General features: G+C 67.9%; 19 protein-coding genes and 1 pseudogene. 10 read left to right on the forward strand and 10 right to left on the reverse strand.

Translation table 11 applies throughout. From position 1 onward, the window contains the following. Positions 1-53 precede the first annotated feature (53 nt). The 5 genes and pseudogenes from BLQ73_RS04275 to BLQ73_RS04295 all read left to right on the forward strand — a co-directional run bounded on the left by BLQ73_RS04275 (position 54) and on the right by BLQ73_RS04295 (position 6131). Complete coding sequence (locus tag BLQ73_RS04275) at positions 54-1628, forward strand: serine/threonine-protein kinase (RefSeq protein ID WP_093168421.1); 1575 nt, start codon at positions 54-56, stop codon at positions 1626-1628. Between the two features lie 283 nt (positions 1629-1911). After that, on the forward strand, positions 1912-3261 hold the full coding sequence (locus tag BLQ73_RS04280; protein ID WP_093168423.1) for an FAD-binding oxidoreductase: 1350 nt from the start codon (positions 1912-1914) through the stop codon (positions 3259-3261). 13 nt (positions 3262-3274) lie between these two features. Then, positions 3275-4534 (forward strand): SAM-dependent methyltransferase, encoded by a 1260-nt coding sequence (locus tag BLQ73_RS04285; protein WP_093168425.1) that lies wholly within the window; start codon positions 3275-3277, stop codon positions 4532-4534. A 93-nt stretch (positions 4535-4627) separates the two neighbouring features. Then, positions 4628-4735: pseudogene (locus BLQ73_RS35240) on the forward strand (GMC oxidoreductase); the annotation flags it as partial. A gap of 121 nt (positions 4736-4856) precedes the next feature. Then, positions 4857-6131, forward strand: a complete 1275-nt coding sequence (locus BLQ73_RS04295) for a cytochrome P450 (protein ID WP_093168427.1) — start codon at positions 4857-4859, stop codon at positions 6129-6131. Between the two features lie 21 nt (positions 6132-6152). Here the strand turns inward: BLQ73_RS04295 and BLQ73_RS04300 are convergent, their stop codons facing one another. Continuing rightward, positions 6153-7001, reverse strand: coding sequence for a hypothetical protein (locus BLQ73_RS04300; RefSeq protein ID WP_093168429.1), 849 nt, complete (start codon positions 6999-7001; stop codon positions 6153-6155). A 933-nt stretch (positions 7002-7934) separates the two neighbouring features. Between BLQ73_RS04300 and leuS the strand changes: the two genes are divergently transcribed. Then, a complete protein-coding gene (gene leuS, locus BLQ73_RS04305) occupies positions 7935-10397 on the forward strand; it encodes a leucine--tRNA ligase (RefSeq protein ID WP_093168431.1) in 2463 nt (820 codons plus the stop codon). 56 nt (positions 10398-10453) lie between these two features. Here the strand turns inward: leuS and BLQ73_RS04310 are convergent, their stop codons facing one another. After that, complete coding sequence (locus BLQ73_RS04310) at positions 10454-11620, reverse strand: MalY/PatB family protein (RefSeq protein ID WP_245690784.1); 1167 nt, start codon at positions 11618-11620, stop codon at positions 10454-10456. Positions 11621-11872: 252 nt separating this feature from the next. After that, positions 11873-12583: a transcriptional repressor LexA gene (gene lexA / locus BLQ73_RS04315; protein ID WP_093168433.1), complete on the reverse strand. Its 711-nt coding sequence runs from the start codon at positions 12581-12583 to the stop codon at positions 11873-11875. Positions 12584-13567: 984 nt separating this feature from the next. Here lexA and nrdR point away from each other — a divergent pair. From nrdR to BLQ73_RS04335, 4 genes are all read left to right on the forward strand, one after another. After that, positions 13568-14029 carry a transcriptional regulator NrdR gene (nrdR, locus tag BLQ73_RS04320; RefSeq protein WP_093168435.1) on the forward strand — a complete coding sequence of 154 codons (462 nt, stop codon included), beginning with the start codon at positions 13568-13570 and terminating at the stop codon, positions 14027-14029. Positions 14030-14116: 87 nt separating this feature from the next. Continuing rightward, complete coding sequence (locus BLQ73_RS04325; protein WP_093168437.1) at positions 14117-16939, forward strand: vitamin B12-dependent ribonucleotide reductase; 2823 nt, start codon at positions 14117-14119, stop codon at positions 16937-16939. A 381-nt stretch (positions 16940-17320) separates the two neighbouring features. Next, positions 17321-17713, forward strand: coding sequence for a nuclear transport factor 2 family protein (locus BLQ73_RS04330; RefSeq protein WP_093168439.1), 393 nt, complete (start codon positions 17321-17323; stop codon positions 17711-17713). A 203-nt stretch (positions 17714-17916) separates the two neighbouring features. Further along, positions 17917-18810, forward strand: coding sequence for a proline iminopeptidase-family hydrolase (locus BLQ73_RS04335; RefSeq protein WP_093168441.1), 894 nt, complete (start codon positions 17917-17919; stop codon positions 18808-18810). 230 nt (positions 18811-19040) lie between these two features. On the opposite strand, the gene BLQ73_RS04340 is transcribed toward BLQ73_RS04335, so the two are convergent. Genes BLQ73_RS04340 through BLQ73_RS04370 form a run of 7 tightly spaced genes read right to left on the reverse strand, consistent with a single transcriptional unit; the run spans position 19041 to position 26805 of the window. Then, positions 19041-20042, reverse strand: a complete 1002-nt coding sequence (locus BLQ73_RS04340) for an Lrp/AsnC family transcriptional regulator (protein WP_176955267.1) — start codon at positions 20040-20042, stop codon at positions 19041-19043. 19 nt (positions 20043-20061) lie between these two features. Then, positions 20062-20907: an alpha/beta fold hydrolase gene (locus tag BLQ73_RS04345; RefSeq protein WP_093168445.1), complete on the reverse strand. Its 846-nt coding sequence runs from the start codon at positions 20905-20907 to the stop codon at positions 20062-20064. 24 nt (positions 20908-20931) lie between these two features. Further along, positions 20932-22101: a M24 family metallopeptidase gene (locus tag BLQ73_RS04350; protein WP_093168447.1), complete on the reverse strand. Its 1170-nt coding sequence runs from the start codon at positions 22099-22101 to the stop codon at positions 20932-20934. An 8-nt stretch (positions 22102-22109) separates the two neighbouring features. Further along, entirely contained in the window at positions 22110-23006 is an 897-nt protein-coding gene (locus BLQ73_RS04355) for an ABC transporter permease (RefSeq protein ID WP_093168449.1), read from the reverse strand. Beyond that, positions 23003-23965, reverse strand: a complete 963-nt coding sequence (locus BLQ73_RS04360; RefSeq protein WP_093168451.1) for an ABC transporter permease — start codon at positions 23963-23965, stop codon at positions 23003-23005. Before BLQ73_RS04360 ends, BLQ73_RS04355 begins: the two co-directional genes overlap by 4 nt. A gap of 33 nt (positions 23966-23998) precedes the next feature. After that, positions 23999-25597, reverse strand: a complete 1599-nt coding sequence (locus BLQ73_RS04365) for an ABC transporter substrate-binding protein (protein ID WP_093168453.1) — start codon at positions 25595-25597, stop codon at positions 23999-24001. Continuing rightward, positions 25597-26805 carry a dipeptidase gene (locus BLQ73_RS04370; protein WP_093168455.1) on the reverse strand — a complete coding sequence of 403 codons (1209 nt, stop codon included), beginning with the start codon at positions 26803-26805 and terminating at the stop codon, positions 25597-25599. The genes BLQ73_RS04365 and BLQ73_RS04370 overlap by 1 nt, the downstream gene beginning before the upstream one ends. Positions 26806-26982: the final 177 nt, after the last annotated feature.

Genomic DNA, 26982 nt, shown 5'->3' on the forward strand with positions numbered 1-26982 from the left:
CTCGGGAGCCGGGTGAGGGCGTTCGGCGTCCCGCGGCGACCGAGGGGCTGGACATGGTGTCACCGGACGGGCAGAACCTGATCGCCCGGCGTTACCGGCTGCTGCGCAAACTCGGGCAGGGTGGCATGGGAGCGGTCTGGGAGGGGCACGACGCGCTGCTCGACCGGCAGGTCGCGATCAAAGAGGTGCTGCTCCCGGCCGGGCTCTCCGGCGTGGAGCGGGAGCGCCAGCTCCAGCGCACCAGCAGAGAGGCCCGGACCGCCGCGAAGATCAACCATTCCGGCATCGTGGCGATCTACGACGTGGCCGAGCAGGACGGGCGCCCCTGGATCATCATGGAGCTGGTCAAAGCGCCGTCCCTGGACCGTGTGGTGGCCGAGACCGGGTCGGTGCCGACGTGGCAGACGGCCGACATCGGGCGCCAGGTGCTGTCGGCCCTGATGGCTGCGCATGCGGCCGGGGTCCTGCACAGGGATGTCAAGCCCGCCAACATCCTTGTCACCGCCGAGGGCCGTGCCGTACTCACCGACTTCGGCATCGCCACGGTGGCGGGCGACAGTTCGCTGACCCAGACCGGGATGCTGACGGGGTCGCCGGCGTTCCTCGCGCCCGAGCGGGCCCGCGGGGGCGAGACGGGACCGGCGTCGGACCTGTGGTCGCTCGGGGCGACCCTGTACGCGGCGGTGATCGGCAGGTCGCCCTTCGAGCGCGGCGAGACGATGGCCACGCTGAGCGCGTTGCTGACCGAGGAACCCGACTTCGGCCGCGTGCCTCCGGCGCTCCACCCGGCCCTCAAAGGCATGCTGGAGCGCGACCCGGCGCGGCGCATCGGCGCGGAAGAGGCCGACCGCCTGCTGGCGGAGGTCGCCGCCCCCGAGGGCGAACGGCGGAGCCGCGGACGGTCCCCCGGGCGGGGGAGAGGTAGGAGGGCGGCGCCCAAGCCCGGCGGTGGCCGTCTGGCGTTGATCGCCGCGTCGCTGGTCGTGCTGGTCGGCGGTGGCACCACGGCCATCCTGGCGATGACGTCAGGTGCCGACAAGCAGGCCGACGCGTCCGCCAAGCGCCCGGCCGCGCCCTCGGCGTCCCCGGTGGCGGCGGGGGAGCAGACCTCCGCCGCGCCCGCGACGAGTGCCGCCTCGCCGAGCGTGTCGCCAAGCCCGAGCAGGACGCTTTCGCCGTACAAGCGGTATCGGTCGGCGGCGGGCTGGAGCGTGGACGCCCCGCGGACGTGGCGGGGGAGTGTGAACGAGGGCTACACGCAGTGGGTGCGCAGGGACGGCAAGGCACGCCTGGGCATCGAGGAGATCAACTCCTACACCGGGGCGATGGAGATCCTCACCGATATGGAGGTCACCCTCAAGCCCCAGGTCGACGACTACGCCCGTGGCTCCATGCGCAACGTCGCCTGGAGGCACGGCCCCGCCGTGGAGTGGGATTTCACCTTCACCGCCACCGGGCGGGAGGGGCAGTCCTGGCTGAGACCGGGGGTCACCTACCGTGAGCTGCGGCGTGTGCTGATGGGCGAGGACAGGGCGCTCGTGCTCCAGTGGACGGTCGAGAAGGACGCATGGGTCCAGCAGTTCCCCGCCGCGCGGCAGGTCCTCAGGAGCCTCACTCCGAAGGGCTAGCCTCCGGGATTTTGTCGGTGCGAACCACTACGCTGGGCTGATCCTTGGAATTCTCGTGAGGGGTCCGGTCGCGATCGCAAAAACGCCGGAGTTGTAGAGTCGTAGTCTCTTCGCCGCCGGCGAGCACGCGGGAGCAGCGCGGATCCGGGCGATCGCGAGGTCTGTGCGTTCGCCCGTTTCGCGCGTAAAACCCGTTGCCCTCCTGGTCTGCACTGACTTAGGGATATAACGTGCTAATCGACGATCTCCTGCACAGCTCCGGGGGTGTTGTCCTGTGACTCGGATGTCAACACACCAGCGAGCCGTAGATCAGATCAAAGAGTCCTATGCGGCGATTCCCGGTGATACCGCGCCGCGCCTGGCCAAGCCCACCACGAACCTCTTCAGGTTCAGGGACGACGGCCGCTCGGCGCGGCTCTCGGCCCGCCATCTCGACCAGGTGATCGAGGTCGACCCCGTCTCCATGACCGCCGAGGTGCAGGGGATGACCACCTACGAGCGGCTGGTGGACGCGACGCTGCCCCACGGGCTCATGCCCTATGTGGTCCCGCAGCTCAAGACCATCACGCTGGGTGGCGCGGTCACCGGCCTCGGCATCGAGTCGACCAGCTTCCGTGACGGCCTGCCCCACGAGTCGGTGGAGGAGATGGAGATCCTCACCGGTGACGGGCGGGTGGTGGTGGCCGACGAGACGGGTGAGCACCGCGATCTGTTCCGTGCCTTCCCCAACTCCTACGGCACGCTGGGATACGCCCTCCGGCTGCGCATCAAGTTGAAGCCGGTGAAGCCGTTCGTCCGCCTGACGCATGTCCCCTTCGGCGACGCCGACAAGTGCATGCTCGCCATGCAGGAGATCTGCGAGCGGGGCGAGCACGACGGCGAGCCGGTCGACTTCGTGGACGGCGTGTTCTTCGGGCCCGGTGAGCTCTACCTCACCATCGGGCGCTTCTCCGACCATGCTCCGTATGTCTCTGATTACACGGGCATGCGCATTTATTACCAGTCCATCCGCACCCGCACCCGTGACTGGCTGACCGTCCGCGACTACCTCTGGCGGTGGGACACCGACTGGTTCTGGTGTTCGCGGGCCTTCGGAGTGCAGCAGCCGCTGGTGCGCTCACTGGTGCCGCGCCGATGGCTTCGCTCGGACGTCTACCGCAGACTGGTCGGCCTCGACCGCAGGCACGGCCTCAGCGCCAGAGTCGACCGCTGGCGCGGCAACCCGGTGCACGAGTCGGTCATCCAGGACGTCGAGGTGCCTGTGTCGCGGGGGGCCGAGTTCCTGCGGTTCTTCCACGAGAAGGTCGGCATGACCCCGGTCTGGATGTGCCCGCTGAAGGCGGGGGCCGACTGGCCGCTCTACCCGCTCGACGCCGGCCGGCTCTACGTCAACTTCGGCTTCTGGGGCACCGTGCCACTGCCACGCGGCCAGTTCGACGGCTACCACAACCGCCTGATCGAGAGAGCGGTCCACGATCTTCAGGGCCACAAGTCGCTCTACTCGACGTCTTTCTACCCTCGCGATGAGTTCTGGCGGTTTTACAACGGCGACGCCTACTGGCCCCTCAAGCGGGCATACGATCCGGGCGGCCGATTGCTGGACCTCTATGAGAAGTGTGTACGGGGGCGTTAGGGAGGTTGATTCTGTGAGTCTGGCGCAGATCTTCGAGAAGGTTGTCGGAAGCAGGGCGGACATCGAGTTCGTCGCCTATGACGGGAGCTCCGCCGGGCGCTCTGGAGCCGAGGTGCGGGTCGAGGTCAAGTCTCCGGTGGCGGTGGCCTATCTGGCGCAGGCACCCGGTGAGCTCGGGCTCGCCAGAGCCTACATTTCCGGCCACCTCGACGTGCAGGGCGACATGTACACCCTGCTCGACCGTATGTGGTCGCTGACCTTGGACGACCTCACCCTCGGCGAGAAGGTCTCGGCGGTCAGGTCGCTGGGCGTCAAACCCCTGCTGATGCGGGTCTCCCCGCCCCCGCAGGAGGTACGGCAGAGCGCGATGGCCAAACTGGGCAGCCGCCACGCCAAGCAGCGTGACGCCGAGGCCATCCACCACCACTACGACGTCTCCAACGCCTTCTATGAGTGGGTCCTCGGCCCCTCCATGGCCTACACGTGCGCGGTCTTCCCGGGTGAGGACGCCACGCTGGAGGAGGCGCAGTTCGCCAAGTTCGACCTCGTCGCCAAGAAGCTCGACCTCAAGCCCGGCGTGCGTCTGCTCGACGTCGGCTGCGGTTGGGGCGGCATGGTGATGCACGCCGCCCGTGAATACGGGGTCAAGGCCCTCGGGGTCACCCTGTCCCGACAACAGGCGGAGTGGGCCCAGAAGGCCATCGCCGAGGCGGGGCTCAGCGACCTGGCCGAGGTCAGGTTCATGGACTACCGCGATGTGACCGAGACCGACTTCGACGCGGTGAGCTCCATCGGGCTCACCGAGCACATCGGCAAGGACCAGCTTCCCGGCTACTTCGGCTTTCTCCACGGCAAGCTGAAACCGGGCGGCCGACTTCTGAACCACTGCATCACCAGGCCCACCGGCACGGAGAAGACGATCAACAAGGGCGGCTTCATCAACCGCTACGTCTTCCCCGACGGCGAGCTGGAGTCGGTCGGCCACCTGATCAGGCAGATGGAGGACCTCGGCTTCGAGATCCGCCACGAGGAGAACCTCCGGGAGCACTACGCCAAGACCTTGGAGAGGTGGTGTGCCAACCTCGACGCCCACTGGGACGAGGCGGTCGAGGAGGTCGGCCAGGGCACGGCCCGCGTGTGGCGGCTCTACATGGCCGGCTGCGTCGTCGGGTTCGAGCGCAACAAGGTGCAGCTCCACCAGGTGCTCGGGGTCAAGCTCCATGGAGACGGCGGTGCCGCGGTGCCGCTGCGCCCCTCGCTCGGCTGGCCCTGATCGCAGGGCGGCGCCGCATGGCACACGGCCCCCGGTCCGGCTTCCGGACCGGGGGCCGCCGCCCGCCCCCGACATCGAGTTGATCCTCGCCACGGCCTTGAGGCGCTGCGCGTCGTGGACGCCTCGGTGATGCCGACCTTGAACCGGGGGCACACCCTCGCCCCTGTGGTAATGATTGCAGAAAGGGCGTCCAGCCTTATATCGGACGCAGAATTCTCAGGTCGGGGAATTATCCACCACGTTGCTTTTTCGAGAGGGCTGATTGGAGCACGCCTCCGGGCGTACGCTGTACGTACGGACCGTCGTCATGAGGATGTGGCGCATGAGCGTGATTCCGCACCAGCACCGGCCCATCACGTCGATCGATGATTTCGACTTGTCGGACCACGAGTTCTGGCAACGGCCCATGGCCGAGCGGGAGCGGGCGTTCGCCCTACTCCGCGCCAAGGGCAAACCGGTGTTCTACGAGGAGCCTGACGTCTCCTACATAGAAAAGGGTCCCGGCTACCACGCCATCGTCAAGCACGTCGACCTGCTGGAGATCAGCAGAAACCCCGAGATCTTCTGTTCGGGGAGAGGGGGGGCCACCAATATCGAGGACATGCCGGCCGAGTTGGCGGAATACTTCGGTTCGATGATCAACATGGATGATCCGCGCCATGCCCGGCTGCGGCGGATCGTCTCCCGTGCCTTCACCCCCCGGATGATCAAACAGTTCGAGGCCGGAGTGGAGATCGCGGCGGCGCGCATCGTCGACGATCTGCTTGAGGCGGGGCCCGGTGTCGACTTCGTCCCCCATGTCGCGGCCCGGTTACCCGTCAAGATCATATGCGACATGATGGGCATTCCCGCATCGGAATACGGATTCGTCTACGATCGCTCCAATATTGTCCTCGGCGGCTTCGATCCTGAATTCGGCCTCACCGACGAAGGCGCCATGGTCGCCAAATTGCTCACAGCCGGACGCGAACTCCAGCAGTTGGTGCAAGGGCTCGCCGTCAAACGCATTGAGAACCCCACCGACGACCTGATCTCCGCCCTCGTCAACGCCAACGTCGACGGTGAACGGCTCACCAATCAGGAGATCGGCTCATTCTTCATCCTGCTGGTCGTCGCGGGCAACGAGACCACGCGCAACGCGATCTCGTACGGCCTGCGCCTGCTCACCCTCCACCCCGATCAGCGCCGGCTGTGGCTGCGCGACCTCCAGGAGCACGCGCCCGGCGCGGTCGAGGAGATCGTGCGCCTCGCCTCCCCGGTCAACTACATGCGCAGGAAACTGACGCGCGACTACGAGTTGAACGGAACGCGTTACCGCGAAGGCGAGAAGGTCGTCCTCTTCTACTGGTCGGCAAATCGCGACGAGGCCGCCTTCGACGAACCTCAGCGCTTCGACATCACGCGCCGCCCCAACCCCCACGTCGGATTCGGCGGCCCGGGACCGCACTTCTGCCTCGGCGCCCACCTGGCCCGGCGCGAGATCAGCGTGATGTTCCGCGAGCTGCTCACACGCGTGCCTCATATCGAGGCCGGTGAACCCGAACAGCTTTTCTCCAGCTTCATCAACGGCATCAAGCACATGGAATGCCGCTTCTGAAGCACGCCCATGGGCCGGGGCTCAGGAAGCCGCCAGTCCGATTCTGCGGAACACCGTGTTGACGTCGGGGAGCAATTGCTTCTTGCTCTCCGGCACGGACATGTAGATGATCGCCGGCAGGTCCTCGCCGGTGCTCAGTGCGGCCACCACCATGGTCGTCTTATCCTGCCCGGCGGTCACCTGCCAGGCCGAGAGCTCCCCGGGCAGGCCCTGTACGGCGAGGGCCTGCTGGGCGATCTTCCTGATCTGGTTGCCCGGGGGGAACAGTTTCTGGCGGGCCTGGAAGGCGACGGCGCTGATCACCGGGGAGAGGTTCTCCGGCGAGCTGTACCTCGCCTTGAGCCGCTCGGGAAGCGGGCCCGACATCACCTGCGCGTACTGCGCCTTCCCCGTGTTGTCGCGGCCGGCCGCGACGTACTGCCGGGTGGCGAAGCCGTACGTGGTCTTGACGGTGGGGCGGCTGTCGAGCTGCCAGGGGCCGCCGAGCCGGGGGAGCGTGATGGCCGCCGCCGAGTCGGTGAGCGTGCCCGCGACGGGAGACGCGTTCCCGGGGAAGCGAGGCAGCTTGCTGAGGGACTGCGGGCGCGTGGTCGCGGGGCCGGAGGAGGGGGCGGCCTTCCCGGACACGCCCTCGCCGGCGGGTTCGTCCTCACCGGCGAACGGGCCGGCGAGGAACGCCCAGGCCAGGGCGGCGATCAGTGCCACGGCGAGCGTTCCGGCCAGCGCGAAGACCCAGATCGGCTTGCCGCGCGGTTCGAGGTCGTCCTCGTCGCCGATCTGCTCGTAGTTCTCACCGAAGACGGTGTTCCACAGCTCCTGCTGGCGGGCCGGGGGCGGTGTCTTGGGGCCGCTGATCTGACCGGCGGTCACGAACGGCTTGTAAGGGTCGGCCGGGTCCCTGCCGAGGGCGGCCCCCGGTGCCGCTCCCGGCGGGGCGCCGGGAGCGGGGCCCGGCGCGGGTCCGGGCGGGGATCCGGGGGCGGTCCCCGGGGCGGTGCCGCCGGGCGCTCGTCCCGGGGCGGGAGGCCGGAGTCCCGGGTCGGTGCCCTCACCGGGCTCGCCGCCTCTGCGGAAGGACTGCGCGGGAGGCTGATCGCCCGGCCACGACTGAGACTGGGGGGCGCCGCCGCCGCGCGGGGGTCGCGGGGGTGCGGTGCCGCCGGACGCGGAGGCGGGCTCCTGCCGTACCGGCCGGGATGGACGAGCCTCGGAGTCGGGAACTTCCGGCCAGGCCGGGGCCCCATGCGATGGACTCGGGTGCTCCGGGGCCATTCTCGCCGTACCTCCCGCTGTTGTGCCCGGATTGTGGGTGGTCGGCATGATCTCATGTGACACGGGGGGTTCCGCAGGTAAACCGGAGAAGCCTCCACGGAACTGCAGGCCAGTGGGGTCGGTGGGCGGATCCTGCATGGGGAGCCCTTGCTCCGCGGGATCGGGCCCCTGCCCCGGTTCAGATGAGTGCACCACGGCGCAAAGAGTAGACCGGAGGGACAACAGAGGTCACAACGGATTTATCACCATCGTGTCTCGCTGACCTTGGGCAACGGTTCACGGCGCTTGGCTCCGCCGTACGAGCACCCGTCATGTTTGTGGTCTTTTGGCGGTAATAGGCCGCCTGGCTTGGGTTGATCTGCAGTGGCCATCCTGCCGGGTTGCGAACTGCGCTAGTCTTGGCATATGCGTTCCGCGACTCTGCTTAGCGGGCCGCGCCGGTAGGGCTGAGTTCCGCCCACTGGCGCGGCGACCCCTCGTTTGTGCGAACGGGGGGTTTTCTTATGGGCGATCAATCGAGGGAAGTCACGAGTGAGCGAGCAGTACGACCCCCAGACTCTGCAGGCCAAGTGGCAGCGGCGGTGGGAGGAGCTTGACCTGTTCCGGGCCGAGGACTCCCCCGAGGACCCCCGCCCCCGCAAGTACATGCTCGACATGTTCCCCTACCCCTCGGGCGACCTCCACATGGGCCACGGCGAGGTCTTCGCCATCGGCGACATGCTCGCGCGCTACTGGTTCCAGCTCGGCTACAACGTGCTGCATCCCATCGGGTGGGACTCCTTCGGCCTGCCCGCCGAGAACGCCGCGATCAGGCGCAACGCCCACCCCGCCGAGTGGACCTACGCCAACATCGAGACGCAGGCCGAGTCCTTCCGCCGCTACGCCCCCTCCTTCGACTGGTCGCGCCGCCTGCACACCAGCGACCCGGAGTACTACCGGTGGAACCAGTGGCTGTTCAACCGCTTCTACGAGCGGGGCCTCGCCTACCGCAAGGGCGGCCTGGTCAACTGGTGCCCGAACGACCAGACCGTGCTGGCCAACGAGCAGGTCGTGCAGGGCAAGTGCGAGCGCTGCGGCGCCGACGTCGTCCGCCGCGAGCTGACGCAGTGGTACTTCAAGATCACTGACTACGCCGACCGCCTGCTCGACGACATGGCGATGCTGGAGGGTGGCTGGCCCGAGCGGCTGCTCACCATGCAGCGCAACTGGATCGGCAGGTCCACCGGGGCCGACGTGCTCTTCGAGATCGAGGGCCGCGACGAGCCCGTCACGGTCTACACGACCAGGCCCGACACGCTGTTCGGCGCCACGTTCTTCGTGGTCGCCCCCGACGCCCCCCTGGCCGAGCGGATCTGCGCCCCCGACCACCGCGAGGCGTTCGAGGCATACCGCTCGGAGGTCGCCAAGCTCTCCGACATCGAGCGTCTGTCCACCGAGAAGGAGAAGACCGGCGTCTTCCTCGGTGTCCACGCGATCAACCCGGTCAACGGCGAGCGCCTCCCCGTGTGGGCCGCGGACTACGTCCTGTCCGACTACGGCCACGGCGCGATCATGGCGGTGCCCGCCCACGACCAGCGCGACCTCGATTTCGCGCTCAAGTTCGGGCTGCCGGTCCGCGTCGTCGTGCACACGGGCATGGCCGACCCGGGCGAGACGGGCACCGCCACCGCCGGCGACGGCAGCATGGTCAACTCCGGCCCGATCGACGGGCTCAGCAAGGAGGAGGCCATTGCGAAGATCATCGAGATCCTCGCGGGCGAGGGCAAGGGCAGGGCGGCGGTCAACTTCCGCCTGCGCGACTGGCTGCTGTCCAGGCAGCGCTTCTGGGGCACCCCCATCCCGATCATCCACTGCCCCGACTGCGGCGAGGTCCCCGTCCCCGACGAGCAACTCCCCGTCGTCCTGCCCGACATGCGCGGCGAGGCCCTGGCTCCGAAGGGCGTCTCGCCCCTCGCCACGGCCACCGAGTGGGTCAACGTCGACTGCCCCAAGTGCGGCGGCGCGGCCCAGCGCGACACCGACACGATGGACACGTTCGTCGACTCGTCGTGGTATTTCCTGCGGTACTGCTCGCCCGGCTACGAGGGCGGGCCGTTCGACGTCGAGCAGGTGCGCAAGTGGGGGCCCATCGACCAATACGTGGGCGGCGTCGAGCACGCGGTGCTGCACCTGCTCTACGCGCGCTTCTTCATCAAGGTCCTCTACGACATGGGCATGATCGACTTCTACGAGCCGTTCGTGCGCATGCTCAACCAGGGCCAGGTCGTCAACATGGGCAAGGCCATGTCCAAGTCCCTCGGCAACGGGGTCGACCTCGGCGAGCAGATCGACAACTTCGGCGTCGACGCCGTGCGTCTCACGATGCTCTTCGCCGGGCCCCCCGAGGACGACATCGACTGGGCCGACGTGTCCCCGGGCGCCTCGCAGAAGTTCCTCGCCCGTGCCCTGCGCGTCATGACCGAGGCCGGCGCGGGCACCCCGCCCGGCGCCTCGCCGGAGGGCGGCGACCTCGCCCTGCGCAAGGTCACCCACCGCACCATCGACGAGGTCACCAAGCTCCTCGACTCCTACCGCTTCAACGTCGCGGTGGCGCGCATGATGGAGCTGACCTCGGCCGCGAGGAAGGCCATCGACTCCGGCCCCGGCGCGTCGGACCCCGCCGTCCGCGAGGCCGCCGAGACGCTGGCCGTGATGCTGTCGCTCGCCACTCCCTACACCGCGGAGGAGGGCTGGGAACGGCTCGGCAGGCCCGTCGGCATCGGACGCGCCGGATGGCCGAAGGCCGACCCCGCGCTCCTCGTCCAGGAGTCCGTCACGTGTGTCGTCCAGGTCGCCGGCAAGGTGCGTGACCGCCTCGACGTCGTGCCCGACATCTCCGAGGCCGACCTCGAAGCCCTCGCGCTGGCCTCCGACAAGGTGAAGGCCCACCTGAGCGGCGCCGCCCCCCGCCGGGTGATCGTTCGCGCGCCCAAGCTCGTGAACATCGTCCCCTAAAGGCCGATCTTGTACGGCACAGCCCGCGTGGGCTGTGCCGTACAAGACTGTGCACGTCAGCCTGTGCGGCCCGCCACCGCCGCGGCCAGGCGGTGCAGCATCTCATGCAGCACCGGGCCCGACGTCGCGAAGTTGAGCCTGGAGAACCCCTCGCCGCCGGGGCCGAACGTCGCCCCCGAGCTCAACCTCACGTGTGCCTCCCGCCGGACGAACTCCGCCGGCTCGTCGCCGAGCTCCACGGCGTGGAAGTCCAGCCAGGCGAGGTAGGTCGCCTCGGGGACCCGGTAGGTCACGCCCTTCGGCAGCAGGTCCGCGACCATCCGGCGGTTGCGGTCGAGCACCGCGCGCACCTCGTCCAGCCACGCGTCCCCGTGCCGCCACGCCGCGACCGTCGCCTCCACTCCGAGGAGGTTCGCCGCGCCATAGAGGTGCGTTGGCTGCCGGTCCAACGCCTCGCGTACGGCGGGCACGCCCACATGGGTGACCGAGCACCGGATGCCGCCGAGGTTGAACGCCTTGGTGGCGGAGGTGAGCGTCACCGTGCGCTCGGGCAGCAGCGTCGCGAACGGGATGTGCCGGGCGTCGCCGTAGGTGAGGTCGGCGTGGATCTCGTCGGACAGCACCAGCAGGTCGTGGCGCTCGGCCAGTTCGGCCAGGGCCGTCAGCTCGGCCTCGGAGAAGACGCGACCCGTCGGATTGTGGGGGTTGACGAGCAGGAGCACGCGGCACCGGCCGTCCGCGAGGTCCTCAGCCAGTCGATCCGCGTCGAACTCCCACGAGTCGCCCTTGGCGATCATGGGGATCGGCAGCAGCGGGCGGTCCATCTCGACGAAGGTTTCGAGGAACGGATAGTAGCCCGGGGTGTGGAGCGCGACCTTGTCTCCGGGTTCGGTGAAGATGTGCAGGAGGACCTGGAGGGCCTGGTTGATGTCGGTGTAGGAGCGGACATGGCCGGGGTCCGGGCGCCAGCTATACCGGAGCTCCATGCGTTCGGCGAACGCCTCCGCGAGCGGGCCGCAGGCGGGCTCGTCGAGCCAGTGGGGGTAGCCGAGATCGTGGCCGGTACGGAGGGTCAACGCGCTCTGGATCTCGGGGGCGATGGGGAAGTCCATGTCGGCGACCCAGGCGGGGATGACCCCCGCCGGGGTGGTCGCCCACTTCAATCCGGCTCGTGAGCCGAGGTGATCGAGGGTGAGCTTGTCCAGGCGAAATGCATCGGTCACATTGTCACCATATGTGGCCACTTTTACCCCGCGCGGCTCCGGGGCTCGGCCGAGCGCCACGCCCGTCTGTCCGCTGCCGGTCGGTGGCTCTCGGCGCGCGGATGATCGGGGTGTACGGCGTAGCGGGGGTGGGGGCGCGCCGGCGTTTCGGGGGCGGCGCCGTACGGCATGGCGGGGCGCGGCGGGGCTCGACGGGGTATGTGGAAAGCCCCGGAGCCGGTGCGGGCTTCCGGGGCTTGTGTGGTGCCGGGGTCAGAGGCGGCGCAGCACCGCCACGACCTTGCCGAGAACGGAGGCGTCGTCGCCGGGGATCGGGTCGTAGTTGGCGTTGTGCGGCACGAGCCAGACGTGGCCGTCCTTGCGCTTGAAGGTCTTGACCGTGGCCTCGCCGTCGATCATGGCGGCGACGATGTCGCCGCTCTCGGCCACGGGCTGCTGGCGGACGACCACCCAGTCGCCGTCGGCGATGGCAGCGTCGATCATCGAGTCGCCGGTCACCTGGAGCAGGAACAGGGTGCCCTCGCCGACGAGCTGCTTGGGAAGTGCGAAGACGTCTTCGACGCTCTCCTCGGCCAGGATCGGGCCACCGGCGGCGATGCGGCCGACCAGCGGCACGTAGGCCGCGGTGGGCCTGCTGACGGGCGCCTGGGGCTCCTCCTCGCCGGAGCCGGGGTCGACCCACAGCGCGGGCTCGCCGGGCAGGCGCACCTCAAGGGCGCGGGGCCGGTGCGGGTCGCGCCGGAGGTAGCCCTTGCGCTGCAGCGCGGTCAACTGATGGGACACACTGGACGTGCTGGTCAGCTGCACGGCCTCGCCGATCTCGCGCATCGAGGGCGGGTAGCCGCGCTGCTGCACCGAATCGCGGATCACTGCAAGGATCTTGCGCTGCCTCGGGGTCAGGCCCAGGGAGTCACGACGGCGCACCGCCAGGTCGCCGACGCCGTCGCCATTGCGCTCGCTCATGCTCTCCTCCTCGCCTGAGACCGCCCACCGCCGATCTCCCGTTGTGAAATTCCCGCGCGCACGTATGCGACCGTATCGCCGAAGGAGATCTAGTTCAAACGCACGTTCGAGTGAACCTCGATATCGGCGACTACGTGGTCTACAACATCGTACGGGAGTTCGATCGATACCGTGTTCGATTCCCCGATCTTATTCCGTCATTTTGGCGAGACGTGACTGGTGTCGTCGGGGGGCGTAAAGGGAAGGGCCCGTGGAGTCAGTGGGATCGCCGCTCGGCCCCCTCATCCGTCGGGAGGGGCCACCGGAGCGATCATGCCGGATAGAGCCCATGCACCGTATATGTGGGAAATCTTCATGAAATCGGCACCCCGAATCCGAAGGCGCCGGCCGTGCGTCGGGGATAATCGACGGGGGTCCGCCGAAAGGCGAGCGAGGTGTTCCCGGCGCGCATTATTCCGGGAGATGCCTCTCACGGGTGAGACGTCGTACGGCAACGCCGAGCACCCGGTCGAGGGGAACGTGGTCCAAGGTCGTGGCGTCAGGCCGTCGCCGACGTTGCCGGGGCGTGTCCGCTCCGTCCGCGGTCTCGCCGCGGGTCGGAGCGTGGAATCCTGGCTGGGGCCTCCGGCCGCCTGCCTCGCTCGCACGTGGTTGCCCGGGCCTGTGGTGGCTGGTGTGTGCCTGATAGTTCAGGGGCTTTTGTGCTTGAAGACGCGACACGCCGGACTTGGGGAATCGTTGCCCTCCTGAGCAGCGGCTTCGGCAGTGGTGGGGCGGTCAACTTGCGTTCATGGTCTGGCACTCCTACGGTTGGACCACAACATCTAGTAGTCACGCCGACGTAGCTCACCATAACTTGTGTTTCTGTTACCGCGCCGCCGCAACCGTGGGGTGTGCGGGAGCGTCTCTTGGGCTTGTTTTTACCTTGTCCGAGAGAACCTGTGACTGTGGTGGGGCGAGGCACCGTAAAGGGAGGCGGCAAACGTGCATTGCCCGTTCTGTCGTCACCCCGACACGCGCGTCATCGACAGCCGCTCCACTGAGGACGGCGCGGCCATTCGCCGCCGCCGCACCTGCCCCGAGTGCGGGCGACGGTTCACCACGCAGGAAACGGTTCTGCTCATGGTGAGCAAGCGCAGCGGCGTGACTGAGCCTTTCTCGCGTGACAAGGTCATCGCGGGCGTCCGGCGGGCGTGTCAGGGCCGCCCGGTGGGCGAGGACCCGCTGGCACAGCTCGGCCAGCGGGTGGAGGAGAGCATTAGGGCAACGGGAGCCGCCGAAATTCCCTCCAATGAAGTGGGTCTGGCGATCCTCGGTCCGCTCCGAGAGCTCGACGAAGTGGCTTATCTCCGCTTCGCGTCGGTCTATCGGAGCTTCGAGAGTCTTGATGACTTCGAGGCCGAGATCAAGCAACTCAAGAGCGACAAGGGCGGCAGCCGGCCCTAATGGGCGGCCCCCGGCGCCGGGGGGATGGTGCGGCGCGATGAAGCGGTCCGACGGTGGGCTCTTTGCGAGCCCCGGAAGGGGGATGTCATGACGGAGACGGTCAGCGGCGCGGTGACCCGCGGCGGCAAACGACCGCGTAAGGGACTGAAGATGAAGCGGATCTTCACCACTCCCGGCACGCACCCCTACGACGAGGTGCGCTGGGAGCGCCGTGACGTCGTCATGACGAACTGGCGCGACGGCACGGTCAACTTCGAGCAGCGCGGCGTCGAGTTCCCCGACTTCTGGTCGGTCAACGCCGCCAACATCGTGACGACGAAATACTTCCGCGGGGCCGTGGGCACCCCGCAGCGGGAGTGGAGCCTGAAGCAGCTCATCGACCGGGTCGTCGGCGTCTACACCGCGACCGGCGTCGAGCACGGCTACTTCGCCTCCGACGAGGACGCCGAGATCTTCGACCACGAGCTCAAGCACGCGCTCGTGCACCAGATGTTCGCGTTCAACTCCCCGGTCTGGTTCAACGTCGGCACCGCCTCGCCCCAGCAGGTCTCCGCGTGCTTCATCCTCGCCGTGGACGACACGATGGAGTCGATCCTCGAGTGGTACAAGGAGGAGGGCGTCATCTTCAAGGGAGGGTCCGGCTCCGGCGTCAACCTCTCCCACATCCGCTCCAGCAAGGAACTGCTCTCCAGCGGCGGCACCGCCAGCGGCCCGGTGTCGTTCATGCGCGGCGCGGACGCCTCCGCGGGCACCATCAAGTCGGGCGGGGCGACCCGGCGCGCGGCCAAGATGGTCGTGCTCGACGTCGACCACCCCGACATCGAGGAGTTCATCGAGACCAAGGCCCGTGAAGAGGACAAGATTCGCGCCCTCCGCGACGCCGGGTTCGACATGGACCTCGGCGGCAAGGACATCGTCTCGGTCCAGTACCAGAACGCCAACAACTCCGTCCGCGTCTCCGACGAGTTCATGCGCGCGGTCGAGCGCAGCACCCCCTTCGGCCTGCGCGCGAGACTGACCGGCGAGATCATCGAAGAGGTCGACGCGCGATCGCTCTTCCGCAAGATGGCCCAGGCCGCATGGGATTGCGCCGACCCCGGCGTGCAATACGACGACACGATCAACGACTGGCACACCTGCCCGGAGACCGGCCGCATCACGGCGTCCAACCCGTGCTCGGAGTACGTGCACCTGGACAACTCCTCCTGCAACCTGGCCAGCATCAACCTCCTCAAGTTCCTGAAGGACGACGACTCCTTCGACGTCGCGTCGTTCGTCAAGATGACCGAGCTGATCATCACCGCGATGGACATCTCGATCAGCTTCGCCGACTTCCCGACCCAGAAGATCGGTGAGACGACCCGCGCCTACCGGCAGCTCGGCATCGGCTACGCCAACCTGGGCGCCCTGCTGATGGCCACCGGCCACGCCTACGACTCCGACGGCGGCCGTGCCATCGCGGCGGCCATCACCAGTCTCATGACCGGCGTGTCCTACCGCCGCAGCGCCGAACTCGCCGGCGTCGTCGGCCCCTACGACGGCTACGCGCGCAATGAGAGCGCGCACAAGCGCGTCATGCGCAAGCACGCCGCGGCCAACGACGACCTGCGCACGCTCGGAGGCATGGACGTCAAGATCCACGCCGAGGCGTCCCGCCAGTGGTCCGAGTGCCTCAGGACCGGGGAGAAGAACGGCTACCGCAACGCGCAGGCGTCTCTGCTCGCCCCCACCGGCACCATCGGCCTCATGATGGACTGCGACACCACCGGCATCGAGCCCGACCTCGCGCTCGTCAAGTTCAAGAAGCTCGTCGGCGGCGGCTCCATGCAGATCGTCAACCAGACGATCCCGCGCGCGCTCCGCCAGCTCGGCTATCAGCAGGAGCAGATCGAGGCCGTCGTCGAATACATCGCGGCCAACGGTCACGTCGTCGACGCGCCCGGCCTCAAGCGGGAGCACTACGAGGTGTTCGACTGCGCCATGGGAGCGCGTGCCATCGCCCCCATGGGCCACGTCCGCATGATGGCCGCCGCGCAGCCGTTCCTGTCGGGCGCCATCTCCAAGACCGTCAACCTGCCCGAGTCGGCGACCGTCGACGACATCGAGCAGGTCTACCTCGAAGGCTGGAAGCTCGGCCTCAAGGCCCTCGCCGTCTACCGCGACAACTGCAAGGTGGGCCAGCCGCTGTCGGTGGCGAAGAAGGCCGAGGAGGAGAAGACCGAGCAGGCTCCCGCCGTACAGGTCGTCGAGGTGGCCCGCCCTACGCGGCGGCGCATGCCCAACTCCCGGCCCAGCATGACCACGCGGTTCACCGTCGGCGGGGCCAAGGGCTACATGACCGCCTCGTCCTACCCGGACGACGGTCTCGGCGAGGTCTTCCTCAAGATGTCGAAGCAGGGGTCCACCCTCGCCGGCGTCATGGACGCCTTCTCGGTGGCGATCTCCATCGGCCTGCAATACGGCGTGCCGCTGGACACCTACGTGCAGAAGTTCGTCAACATGCGCTTCGAGCCGGCCGGCATGACCGACGATCCCGACGTGCGCATGGCCAACTCGGTGATGGACTACATCTTCCGGCGCCTGGCCCTCGATTACCTGCCTTTCGAGGAGCGGGCCGCGCTCGGCATCTTCTCCGCCTCCGAGCGCATCGCCCAGCAGCGCGGCGAGGACCCGGCGGCTCTCCAGGAGTCGGTCGACCGGGAGGCTCTCGCCCAGTCGGCCCCCATCGAGGCCAAACCCACTCCGGTGACCCCCGCCGCATCGTCGGCCCCGGCGCCGCACGCGGCGCTGGAAAGCCACCAGGGCCGCACCGCCGACGCTCCGCTCTGCATGACCTGCGGCACGAAGATGCGTCCGGCCGGTAGCTGCTACGTCTGTGAAGGCTGCGGCTCCACCAGCGGCTGCAGCTAGCCTTCACCTCATTAGGGGAGGCGGCCGGATCTTCCGGTCGCCTCCCCTTTTTCTGTGTGCACATTTGTGTGCGCGTCCGCGTGGGCGGGCTTACATGTCTCGTCTCCTCGCAGAGCGACGGGACCGGGTGGGATGAACGAGACATGCGTGCGGTGTGAATTCCCGCGATAGCACCCGACTGCCCGACCCGCCGGAATAAGTCAATCCTTTAATTTCCCGTATTCGCTTGCCTATGCTGAGGGCTGTCGCTTTGACGTGCGCTTGTGGACGCAGCGCACGCGGACAGGCATTCGCCGCAGCGGCTTTTACGTAGATCGCACGGCCTTGCGCGAATGACATTTCCGCGGCCATGTCCAAGGGGTAGAGAAAGGAAAAGTCCTCATGGGTGGAGAAATCAGTGAGAAGGCGATTCGGTGCCTGAGGCATCTGGAGGCGTATGACTTCACCGGCATGCGGGCGATGTGCACGGACACGGCCACCGTGTGGCACAACGACGGCAAGGGGGAACAGACGATCGATGGGAAACTGGAGCAGCTCAAGCCTCTTGTCACTGCCGTCGATTCGCTGCGGTACGAGATCGGCCGCCAGTTCCAGAACTCGAATGAGGTGCTTCAGCAGCAAGTACTTCACCTGGCCATGCGCGACGGGTCCCGCATCGAGCTCCACGCGATGATGTACTTCCGGTTCAGAGACGGCCTCGTCGACCGGATCGAGGAGTACGTCTACCCCGTGCCGGCCGACGGCAACGCCCCCGGCGACGGCGCTCGGGCGTAATTGCGAGCGTCGCGATCCGGACCTTCCGGCCACCGGCCGGCACCGCCACCGCTGCGCCGCCCAGCTTCTCGCCGTCGGCTGTCGCTCAATTTACGGGCGAATTGAGCCCGGAAATGCGGATCATTTCCGCCGCGGTGATTCACTTTCTCATTCTTGACAGAACAGAACGGTCTGGAGACGGCCGTTGGATGTGAGGTCAGCAAATGACAGGTTCTCAGATCAACGTCATCGAAGGCGAAATCTCGGTCCCGGGAGGTAAAGTCTGGTACCGCCGGATGGGCAATGGCGGCGTGCCACTCCTGATCGTTCATGGAGGGCCGGGCTATCCGAGTGATCTATTGTTCGAGGCGTTCGAGCCGCTCGCCCGCGAACGTGAGGTCATCTGGTACGACCAGCTCGGAGTGGGGCGATCGGATGCGATCGACGACGTTTCCCTGCTGACGGTCGAGCGCTTTCTCGACGAACTCGGCGCGGTCGTCGAAGGCCTTGGCCTGGAACGACCGCACGTGTACGGCCACTCCTGGGGAGCCATGCTCGGCCTTCAATACGCCGCGGAGCGCGCGCCCGCGTGGACAAGTCTGATCTGCGCCAATGGATTGGCGAGCGTGCCCCGGTTCGAGAAGGAGGTGCGTGAGCTCCTCGCGGGGCTACCGGGCGATGTGCTGGACCGCACCTATGGTCGTGAGCTGCGGGGAGAGACCGGTGATCCCGACTACTGGGTCGCCCAAGGGGAATACATGCGCGCGTGCGTCCTCCGCACGTCGTCGGTGAATCTCGACCCGGATCTCATGAGTCTGATCACCTTCAAAACGCTGATCGGCCATGCGGATTACCACGTGTCGGGAACTCTCAAGGACTGGGACATCGTCGACAAGCTTGCACGGATCCGGGTTCCCACGCTGGTCCTCGGCGGCGAGTTCGATGAATGTGTGCCTTCACACCTCGCCGACATCGCCGCCCGCATCCCGGACTCCGAGCATGTCACGCAGGCCGGCGCCGCCCATATGGGCTATCTCGAGGAAGAGCCGCTTCGTCGCGAATACATCTCCATCATCCAGGGCTATATGGTGCGGATCGAGGCACGTTCACAGTCGTGATCCGCTGTCCGGTCAGGTGGTCGCCGGTGGGCCGCTACCGCCCGACATGCCCTTGGAGTCGCTCGGACCGGATGGCGGTCAGGACCCTTCGTAGAGGCGGTCAAGGTGGACAAGGTGGACATCCGGCCGGGTCTCGGCGATGTCGTGGAGGCGCGGCATGAAGCCCGCGGCGCTGAAACCCCCCGATGATAAGTGGACCTATTATAGGTCCGCTTATCATTGCCCGCCGGTTAGGGAGCTTCGCCGCTGAGGGCGGAGGCTATGCGGTGCTGGGCCCAGGGGACGGGGAGGAAGGCCCGCTTCACGTTGAGGATCTGGACGCTGGCGGTCCAGGAGCGGATGCCGGGGATGCCGGCGAGGGTGCGGCTGGTGAAGTGGTGGATGTCGGCCGTGGTCGGCATGATCACTTCGCACATGAGGGAGGACTGGCCGAGGGTGGAGGCGATGAACCGCACGCCGCGGTGCTCGGTGAGGCTGGCGGCGATGTCGTCGAGGGCGTCGGGGGCGACGGACAGCCAGAACAGCACTTCGGCTTCGTACCCGAGGGCGGAGGCGGGGACGAAGGTGGCGACGGTGGCGCAGCCGCGTTCGGTCATGGTCTCGAAGCGCCGCCGTACGGTGCTTTCGCTGACGCCGAGCCGTTTGGCGACCGACAGGAAGCTGGCGCGGCCGTCGTCACGCAGGGCGTTGAGGATGTCCATGTCGAGGGGGTCGAGGTGGCCGACGCCGCACCGGTGGGGCGGGGGCGGGACGGCGAGGTGCCCGGCTTTGCGGTCGAGGACCTGCATGCTCCAGTCGTAGGAGACCTTGTAGGTGTGGAGCACCAGGTCGGCCTGGCTGTGCAGGGCTCCGGGGATGCCCTGCACCTCGTCGACGAGCAGGGAGAAGAGCTCGCGGTGCTTGGGGGCCACGAGCTCGAACACGATGTCGTGGCTCCCGGTGACGACGCTGACGAACCGGATCTCCGGGCGGCGGCTCAGCATGCCGGCCACCCGGAGCTGGCTGCCGGGGGCGCAGCTCAGACGGACCATGAACACGTCGACCGGGCCGGCGTGCTCCAGGTGCGGGAGGACCGCCACGCACGCCATGCCGTCGGAGATGAGCTGCTGTGCCCTGCGGGCCACGGTGGTGGTGGACGTGCCCAGCACCTGCGAGATGTCCGTCCAACTCGCCCGCCCGTTCACGTGGAGGGCGGCGAGGATCTGCCGGTCGAGTGAATCTAGATCGTTCATTGCATGCATCTTGGCGCGTTCAGCGGGTCGCGTGCACCTCCTCAAGGAACTCGCGTACGGTCGCCTCCCACAGGTCGGCCTCCTCCGCTTGAGGTGAGTGGCCGGAGTTCTCGAAGACCACGAGGGTGGACTGCGGGATCAGGTCGGCGATGGTCTCGCTGCACGCGACGGGAGTGATCCAGTCGTGGCGTCCGACGGTGATGAGGGTGGGGGCGGTGACCCCCGGCAGCGCGGACTTGAGGTCGTAGGCGTGCTGGTTCACTGAGAACGCATAGTTGTGCGTGCGGTAATGGTACGGCGTGGCTTCCGCGCGCTTGGCGACGAGGGCGGGGTCGTAGTCGTGGTCGTAGAGGGGGAGGATCTCGGTCCAGCAGTCCCGCAGGTCGGCGTCGTCGCGCACGGTGCCGGTCATGATGCGGACGAACTTCGCCTGGTCGATGGTGACACGGGCGGATTCGAGGGCGTTGCGGGTGGCGAGTTCCTGGTTGGCGTTGTCGGCGGCGGTGTCGCGGAGCACCATGGCGCTGACCCGGTCGGGGTGGGCGACGGCGTATTCCATGGCGATGAATCCGCCGTACGACCCGCCGGCGATGACGATCTGTTCGGCGCCGATCCATGCGCGGATCGCGTCGACGTCGGCGACCCACTGCTCGTGGGTGAAGGGGCCGTTGTCGTCGCTGGCGCCGGAGCCGCGGGCGTCGAACACGACGACGCGGTAGGCGTCGGCGAGGCGTCCGAAGCTCGCGCGTGGCTCGGCGAGGGAGCCGAGGCCGGGGGCGCCGTGGTGGGCGATGATCGTGGGGACGCCCGGCCGGTCGCCCAGCACCTCGATGTGCAGGCGATTGCCGTTGATCTGCACGTACATCTGGGGCTCCTAGAGTGGGTGCGGTCAGGCGATGACGATGTCGGCGAGCGCCTTGGGGTAGGCCGTGAGCCTGCGCGGCCCGTCGCCGGTGACCAGGACGGTGTCGGAGATGCGGTAGCCCGCGTGGCCGGGGATGTAGATCCCGGGCTCGCTGGACAGGATCATCCCGGGGGCGAGCACGGTGTCGTCCCCGTCTTCGAGCCACGGCGGCTCGTGGAAGCCGAGGCCGATGCCGTGGCCCTGCCGGTGGCGCAGGTATTCGCCGAGGCCGGCGTCGCGGATGACCGCGAGGCAGGTCTGGTTGGCCGAGGCGCAGGTCGCCCCGGCGAGCAGGGCCTGCGTGCCGGTCTCCTGGGCGAGCAGGACCGTCTCGTAGTAGTGGCGCTGGTCGGCGGTGGGCTCGCCGAGGATGAAGGTGCGCTCGCTTTCGACGAAACGGCCGCCGACGGCGCAGCCGAGGGACAGCATGAAGGTCTCGCCGGCGCGCAGCCGGTCGCCGCCGGGGAGGCGGTGGGGCTGGGCCGAGTTGGCTCCGCCGTACACGAGGCCGCCGGTCAGCATGGGCACGACGACGACGTCGTCGTGTTCGGCGTACATCGTGCGGGAGCCGTACGCGATGACGTGGGAGGCGAGCTCGGTCTCGGTGGGGAGGCCGCCGTCGGCGAGGGCGTCGCGGACGAGGCGCACACCGGCTTCGATCATGGCGTCCGCGATGCGGGCGGCCTCCTCGTGGAGGACGATCTCCTCGGGGAGTTTGCGCAGCCTGGCACGTTCCACGATCGTGGTGCCGCGCCATGACGTGCCGGGGAACGCCTCGCCGAGCGCGCCGACCCGGCCGATGGGCGTGGAGGGGGCGTAGCCCGCGGCGGCCGGGGCCGCGACGTGTCGGGCGAGCACCGCGAACGGCGGCACCACGCCGGGGAACTCGGGATATGCCAGGATCTCGGCGTGCGCGCCCTGGTCGGCGGCGTATTCGCGTTCCAGGTCCGGCACCAGCAGCACCGGGTCGCCCTCAAGGGCGAGGTAGCACGCGACGGGCCGCTCGTTGGGGAAGTGGTGGAACCCGGTGAGGTAGGCGACGTCCAGCGGGTCGTCCAGGACGAGGGCCGACAGGCCCTCCTCGACCATGGCCGCGCGGACGCGTTCGACGACGGACGCGTAGAACGAGGGCGGCAACTGCTGGGAGAAGGTCATGCGGGGGCTCACCTTCGGTGGTTGCGGGCGTCGTTGTAGGCGACGGAGAGCAAGGTGGCGGCGACCACGAGCACGAGGATCGCCAGCGACGGGAAGAGGGTGGTCCACCAGGCGGTGGCCAGTGAACCGGACAGCTGCGCCTTGTGCAGGATCGTGCCCCACGACCAGCTGTTGGGGTCGCCCAGGCCGAGGAAGGCCAGCCCCGCCTCCGACAGCACCGCGCGCGAGGTGGTCAGCACGACCGACACCCCGACGACCGGCACGACACCCGGCAGCAGATGCTTGCGGATGATCCACAGAGGCGACCCGCCCACGACCCGCGCCGCCGCGATGTACGGCAAGGGCACGATGGCCAGCGCCTGCGACCGTACAACACGCGCCACCTCGGGCCAGCTGAACAGGGCGATCACGATGACCAGCGTGCGGACGCTGGGCCCGGCCAGCGCCGCGACCAGGATCATCAGCGGCAGCACCGGCAGCGACAGACACAGGTCGATGAGCACGCCGAGCGGCGCATCGAGCCGCTTGAAGTAGGCGGCGGTGACCCCGACAAGCAGCCCGATGACGATGGCGAGCGCCGAGGCGCTGACGCCGACCGTGATGCTCACGCGGGTGCCCCAGATGACCTGGGCGAACACGTCCTGACCGACATCGTCGGTGCCGAACCAGTGCGCGGCGCTCGGCGGCTGCGAGGTGTCGGTGCCGTAGCCCTCGGGGAAGGGCGCGATGAGCGGGGCGCAGAGCGCCACGACACCCAGCAGCACCAGCACGATTGCACTGCCGACGCCGAGCGGGTTGCGGCGGAAGGCCTGCCAGGTGCGCCTGGCCGGCGTGGGATCGGGCTCGGCCGACAGGCCGGAGCCGCTGAGGGTGGCCGTCTTCGGGGTGGCGGTGGTGTCTGTCATGCTGTGCGCACCCGGGGGTCGAGGAAGCCGTAGGCGATGTCGGTCAGCAGGTTGGCCGCGACCACGGCCGCCGCGAGCAGGACGAACGCGCCTTGGAGCACGGGGAAGTCCATTTGCCCGACGGCCTCGTAGATCGCGCGGCCGATGCCGGGGTAGGCGTAGATGGTCTCGGTGAGTACGGCACCGCCGAACAGCATGCCGAGCTGGATCCCGGCGATCGTGGTCGTCGGCAGCAGGGCGTTGCGCACGGCGTGCTTCCACACCACGGCGCTCGGCCGTACGCCCTTGGCCTTGGCGAGGGCGACGTAGTCGTCGCCGAGCGCCTCCATGAGCGTGGACCGCATGGTCAGCACGTAGCTGCCGAGTTGGATGAGCACCAGCGACAGGCAGGGGAGCACGAGGTGGTGCAGCATGCTGAGGGTGGCGGCGAAGCCGGTGGCGTCGGGGTCGATCGCGCCGCCGATGGGGAACCAGCCGAGCAGCACGCCAAGGGTGTAGAGCAGGAAGATTCCGACGCTCGGCACGAAGAGCGACTGGGCGGTGATGCCGCCGATCTGGATCAGCCGGTCGGCCCACCCCCGGGCCTTGGTGGCGGCCAGCACTCCGAGCGGGATGCCGATGACCACGGTGGCGACCATGGCGGACATGGTCAGGATGAGGGTCCACGGCAGTCGCTCCATCAGCACCTCGGTGACGGGGAGGGACTGGCGGAACGACATGCCGAGGTTGCCCTGCACGAGCTGCCGCAGATAGTCGAGGTATTGCACCATCAGCGGCTGGTCGAGTCCGAAGTCCGCGAGCAGTTTGGCCCGCAGCTCCTCGGTCATGTTGGGGTCGGCGACTGCGAGGACGGGGTCGCCTGGGAGCAGCCGGACCAGGAAGAAGGTCACGGTGACGGCGAACCACAGGGTCAGCAGGCCTCGCAGCAGGCGTACGCCGATGAACTTGAGCCGCACCATGACCTCCTTCGCATCAGGTGGCGGCACCCGCCCTTACGGGGCGGGCTTGGCCTGGGCGAGCGACAGCGGGTTGACGATCGAGAGCAGTTCGCTCGGCATCGGCTTGAAGTCGGTCCACTTCGTCGAGTGCGCGATGTTGAACGTCTCGACGTAGAGCACGTTGTCGTAGACCTGCTCGTGGATCAGCTTCGCGGCCTCCTGGATGGGGCCCTTGGCCTCGGCGGGGCTGAGCGCCCGCTGCCCCTGGTCGATGAGGTCGTCCAGTTTGGGGTCTTCGACCTGGGCGTAGTTGATGAACCCGCCCGTCTTGAACGCGAGGGCCATGTTGGCCGGAGGGTTGTCCATGATGGCCCAGGAACCCGCGTAGATGTCGAAGTCGCGCTTGCTGCCCTTGGCGATGTACGTGTTGCGTTCCAGGCCCTGGAGTTTGATCTCGATGCCGGCCTGCTTGGCCGAGTCGCGCACCATCGGCGCCCACTTGGCGATGTTCGGGTCGGCCTGGTCGTAGATCATGTTCAGGCTCAGGTTGGTGACGCCCGCCTGCTTCAGCAGCTCCTTCGACTTGTTCACGTCGAAGGCGTACTCCTTCATCGTGGGGTCGAAGTAGTCCGGCTGGGACGGTGTCAGCACGCTGGAGTTGGACGTCTTGGCGAAGCCCTGCAGCGCGATCTTCCGGATGGCCTCGTAGTCGACCGCGTGGGCGAGCGCCTGGCGCACCCGCACGTCGTCGAGCGGCTTGCGCTTGGTGTTGTACTGCAGGTGGGCCCACCCGAGGGAGGGGATCTCCATCATCTTGATCTTGGAGTCGCCCTTGAGCGAGACCGCCGTGGCCGGCGGGAGCACGTTGGCGATGACGTCGATGTCACCGTTGCGCAGCGCCAGCACCTCGGTGTTCACGTCGGGGAAGACGCGGAACACGATCTCCTTGACGCCCGGCGTGCCGCTGGGGGCGGGGCCGAACTTCTCCACACGCTCCATCACGTAGCGCTGGCCGCGCTCGACCTTGGTCAGCTTGTACGGCCCGGCGCTGACCCAGTCCTTGTCGTTGGCGAACTTCTGCACGCTCGGGGCCTTCTCGAACACGTGCTTCGGCACAATCGGCATCCAGAAGCCGATGTTGTGGAGGAACGTTCCATCCGGCCTGGTGAGCTTGAACTCGATCTCGGTGGGCGAGACCACCTCCGCCTTGTCGTAGGCGGTGATCAGACCCGCGACGACGCCGAACTTCTCCTTCTTGACCGTGTCGATCGTGTAGACGATGTCCTCGGCGGTCACGGGCTTGCCGTCGGACCACGTCATGTCGTCCCGCAGCTTGACCGTGGCGGTCTTGCCGTCCTTGGAGTAGGCCCACTCGGTCGCGAGGTACGGGATCCGCTTGCCGGTCTCGTCCATCTGCGTGAGGTGCGGGTACATGAGGTTGGTGACCCACGAGTCGGTACGGCTGTTGCCGACCAGCGGGTTGAAGTTGACGACATCGGCGGTCGTGCCGATCGTGAGCCGGTCGGCCGTGGCCGCGGCTCCGCCGGAACCACCGGTCGAGCCGCCGCCGGACCCCGGCGTGCTGGGGGCGCACGCCGCGACCCCCGCGATGACGGCCGCCGCGAGGGCGGTCAAAGCGGCACGTCGGCGCATCAGTGCCATACCTCCTCCAGCACCCGCAGCGTGTTGCCGCCGATGACCTTGCGAATCTCGTCGTCGGAGTAGTCGTGCTCGACCAGCCAGCCGATGATGTTCCAGAAGCACTCGGCGGGGTTCTCCAGGCCGTCGACATAGGGGACCTTGTCGTACGGCACGCCGTAGTGCGCCTCGTTCAGCGACAGGTGGTCGGCGAACGTGTCGTGCAGACCGACGTGGTCACCGAAAAGGGTGTCGGGGCCGAACGAGACGTGGTCGATGCCGACCAGGTCTACACAGTACGTGAAGTGGTCCATGACCGACTCCAGCGAGTGGAGCGGGTGCGCGGGGGAGAGCGTGGTGTGGGGGGCGGCCTCCAGGCCGATCACACCGCCGCGCTCGGCCATCGCCCTGATGGTCTCGTCGGTCTTCATGCGGTTCGTCGGCCACACGCCGCGCGCGCCGGCGTGGGTGATGAACACCGGCTTGTTCGAGTGGCGGATGGTGTCGAGGCAGGTGACGTCGCCGGAGTGGGAGATGTCGATGGCGATGCCCAGCTTGTTCATCCTGCGTACGGCCTTCTCGCCGAACAGGGTGAGGCCGCCGTCGTTCTTCTCCTTCAGACCGCCGCCGAGGGTGTTGGCCTCGCTGTAGGCGATGCCCATCTGGCGGACGCCGAAGCCGTACAGCATGTCGATGCGGTCGACCTCGTTCTCGATCATCGTCGAGGCTTCGAGGGCGAGGACCAGGCCCATGCGCCCGGTCTCGTGGGCTTTGTGGACGTCGGCCAGGTTCTCGACCTTGAGGACGTAGTCCTGGTGGGCGATGTCGGACAGCCGCATGCCGATGTCGGCGACGACGTCGGTCCACTTCCACCCGGCCTGGCTGGTGATGCAGCAGGTCCCGTCCATCAGGTTGTCGAAGACCACGGTCATGCCGGAGCGGGCCAGGCCCTCGTATCCGGTGCGGTGACGTGCCGTGCGGTTGTAGTCGACGGTCTGCGTGATCTCCTTCGGGAAGATCGACGGGTGGTCGTGGAGTGAGATGACCATGCTCTCGGCGAGGAGGCGAGCGGTGCGCTCCTTCTGCTGAGTGTCGAGCGAGATGCCCTGATAGGCCGGGACGCGGCCAATCTCTGGGACGAGGTCGAACTCGCGGTAGTCGACGCCCGCCTCCAGGTACTCGTAGGAGCGGTAACCGGTGTAGCGCTTCGCAGGCTCCAGCACTGTGCGATGTCCCCCTCTGGGTTACGGTCGGACTTCGCCGCTTTCCGTCGAAGCCTCCTGGCGTCACGCCATCATTCGGCGAACTTGGCGAGGAGCTTGCCAGAATTCGTCATGTCGGTCAATACTGGGCCAGGTTTCGGACAGCGGTCGATGGGGACGGCAGACGCCGCGCACGGC

The organism is Sinosporangium album, assembly GCF_900100605.1.
Classification (GTDB): Bacteria; Actinomycetota; Actinomycetes; order Streptosporangiales; family Streptosporangiaceae; genus Sinosporangium; species Sinosporangium album.

Coding starts and splice junctions, on each gene's coding strand:
- BLQ73_RS04275 (WP_093168421.1), top strand. CDS start 54: ATGGTGTCACCGGACGGGCAGAACCTGATCGCCCGGCGTTACCGGCTG.
- BLQ73_RS04280 (WP_093168423.1), top strand. CDS start 1,912: ATGTCAACACACCAGCGAGCCGTAGATCAGATCAAAGAGTCCTATGCG.
- BLQ73_RS04295 (WP_093168427.1), top strand. CDS start 4,857: ATGAGCGTGATTCCGCACCAGCACCGGCCCATCACGTCGATCGATGAT.
- lexA (WP_093168433.1), bottom strand. CDS start 12,583: ATGAGCGAGCGCAATGGCGACGGCGTCGGCGACCTGGCGGTGCGCCGT.
- BLQ73_RS04325 (WP_093168437.1), top strand. CDS start 14,117: ATGACGGAGACGGTCAGCGGCGCGGTGACCCGCGGCGGCAAACGACCG.
- BLQ73_RS04330 (WP_093168439.1), top strand. CDS start 17,321: ATGGGTGGAGAAATCAGTGAGAAGGCGATTCGGTGCCTGAGGCATCTG.
- BLQ73_RS04335 (WP_093168441.1), top strand. CDS start 17,917: ATGACAGGTTCTCAGATCAACGTCATCGAAGGCGAAATCTCGGTCCCG.
- BLQ73_RS04340 (WP_176955267.1), bottom strand. CDS start 20,042: ATGAACGATCTAGATTCACTCGACCGGCAGATCCTCGCCGCCCTCCAC.
- BLQ73_RS04345 (WP_093168445.1), bottom strand. CDS start 20,907: ATGTACGTGCAGATCAACGGCAATCGCCTGCACATCGAGGTGCTGGGC.
- BLQ73_RS04350 (WP_093168447.1), bottom strand. CDS start 22,101: ATGACCTTCTCCCAGCAGTTGCCGCCCTCGTTCTACGCGTCCGTCGTC.
- BLQ73_RS04355 (WP_093168449.1), bottom strand. CDS start 23,006: ATGACAGACACCACCGCCACCCCGAAGACGGCCACCCTCAGCGGCTCC.
- BLQ73_RS04360 (WP_093168451.1), bottom strand. CDS start 23,965: ATGGTGCGGCTCAAGTTCATCGGCGTACGCCTGCTGCGAGGCCTGCTG.
- BLQ73_RS04365 (WP_093168453.1), bottom strand. CDS start 25,597: ATGCGCCGACGTGCCGCTTTGACCGCCCTCGCGGCGGCCGTCATCGCG.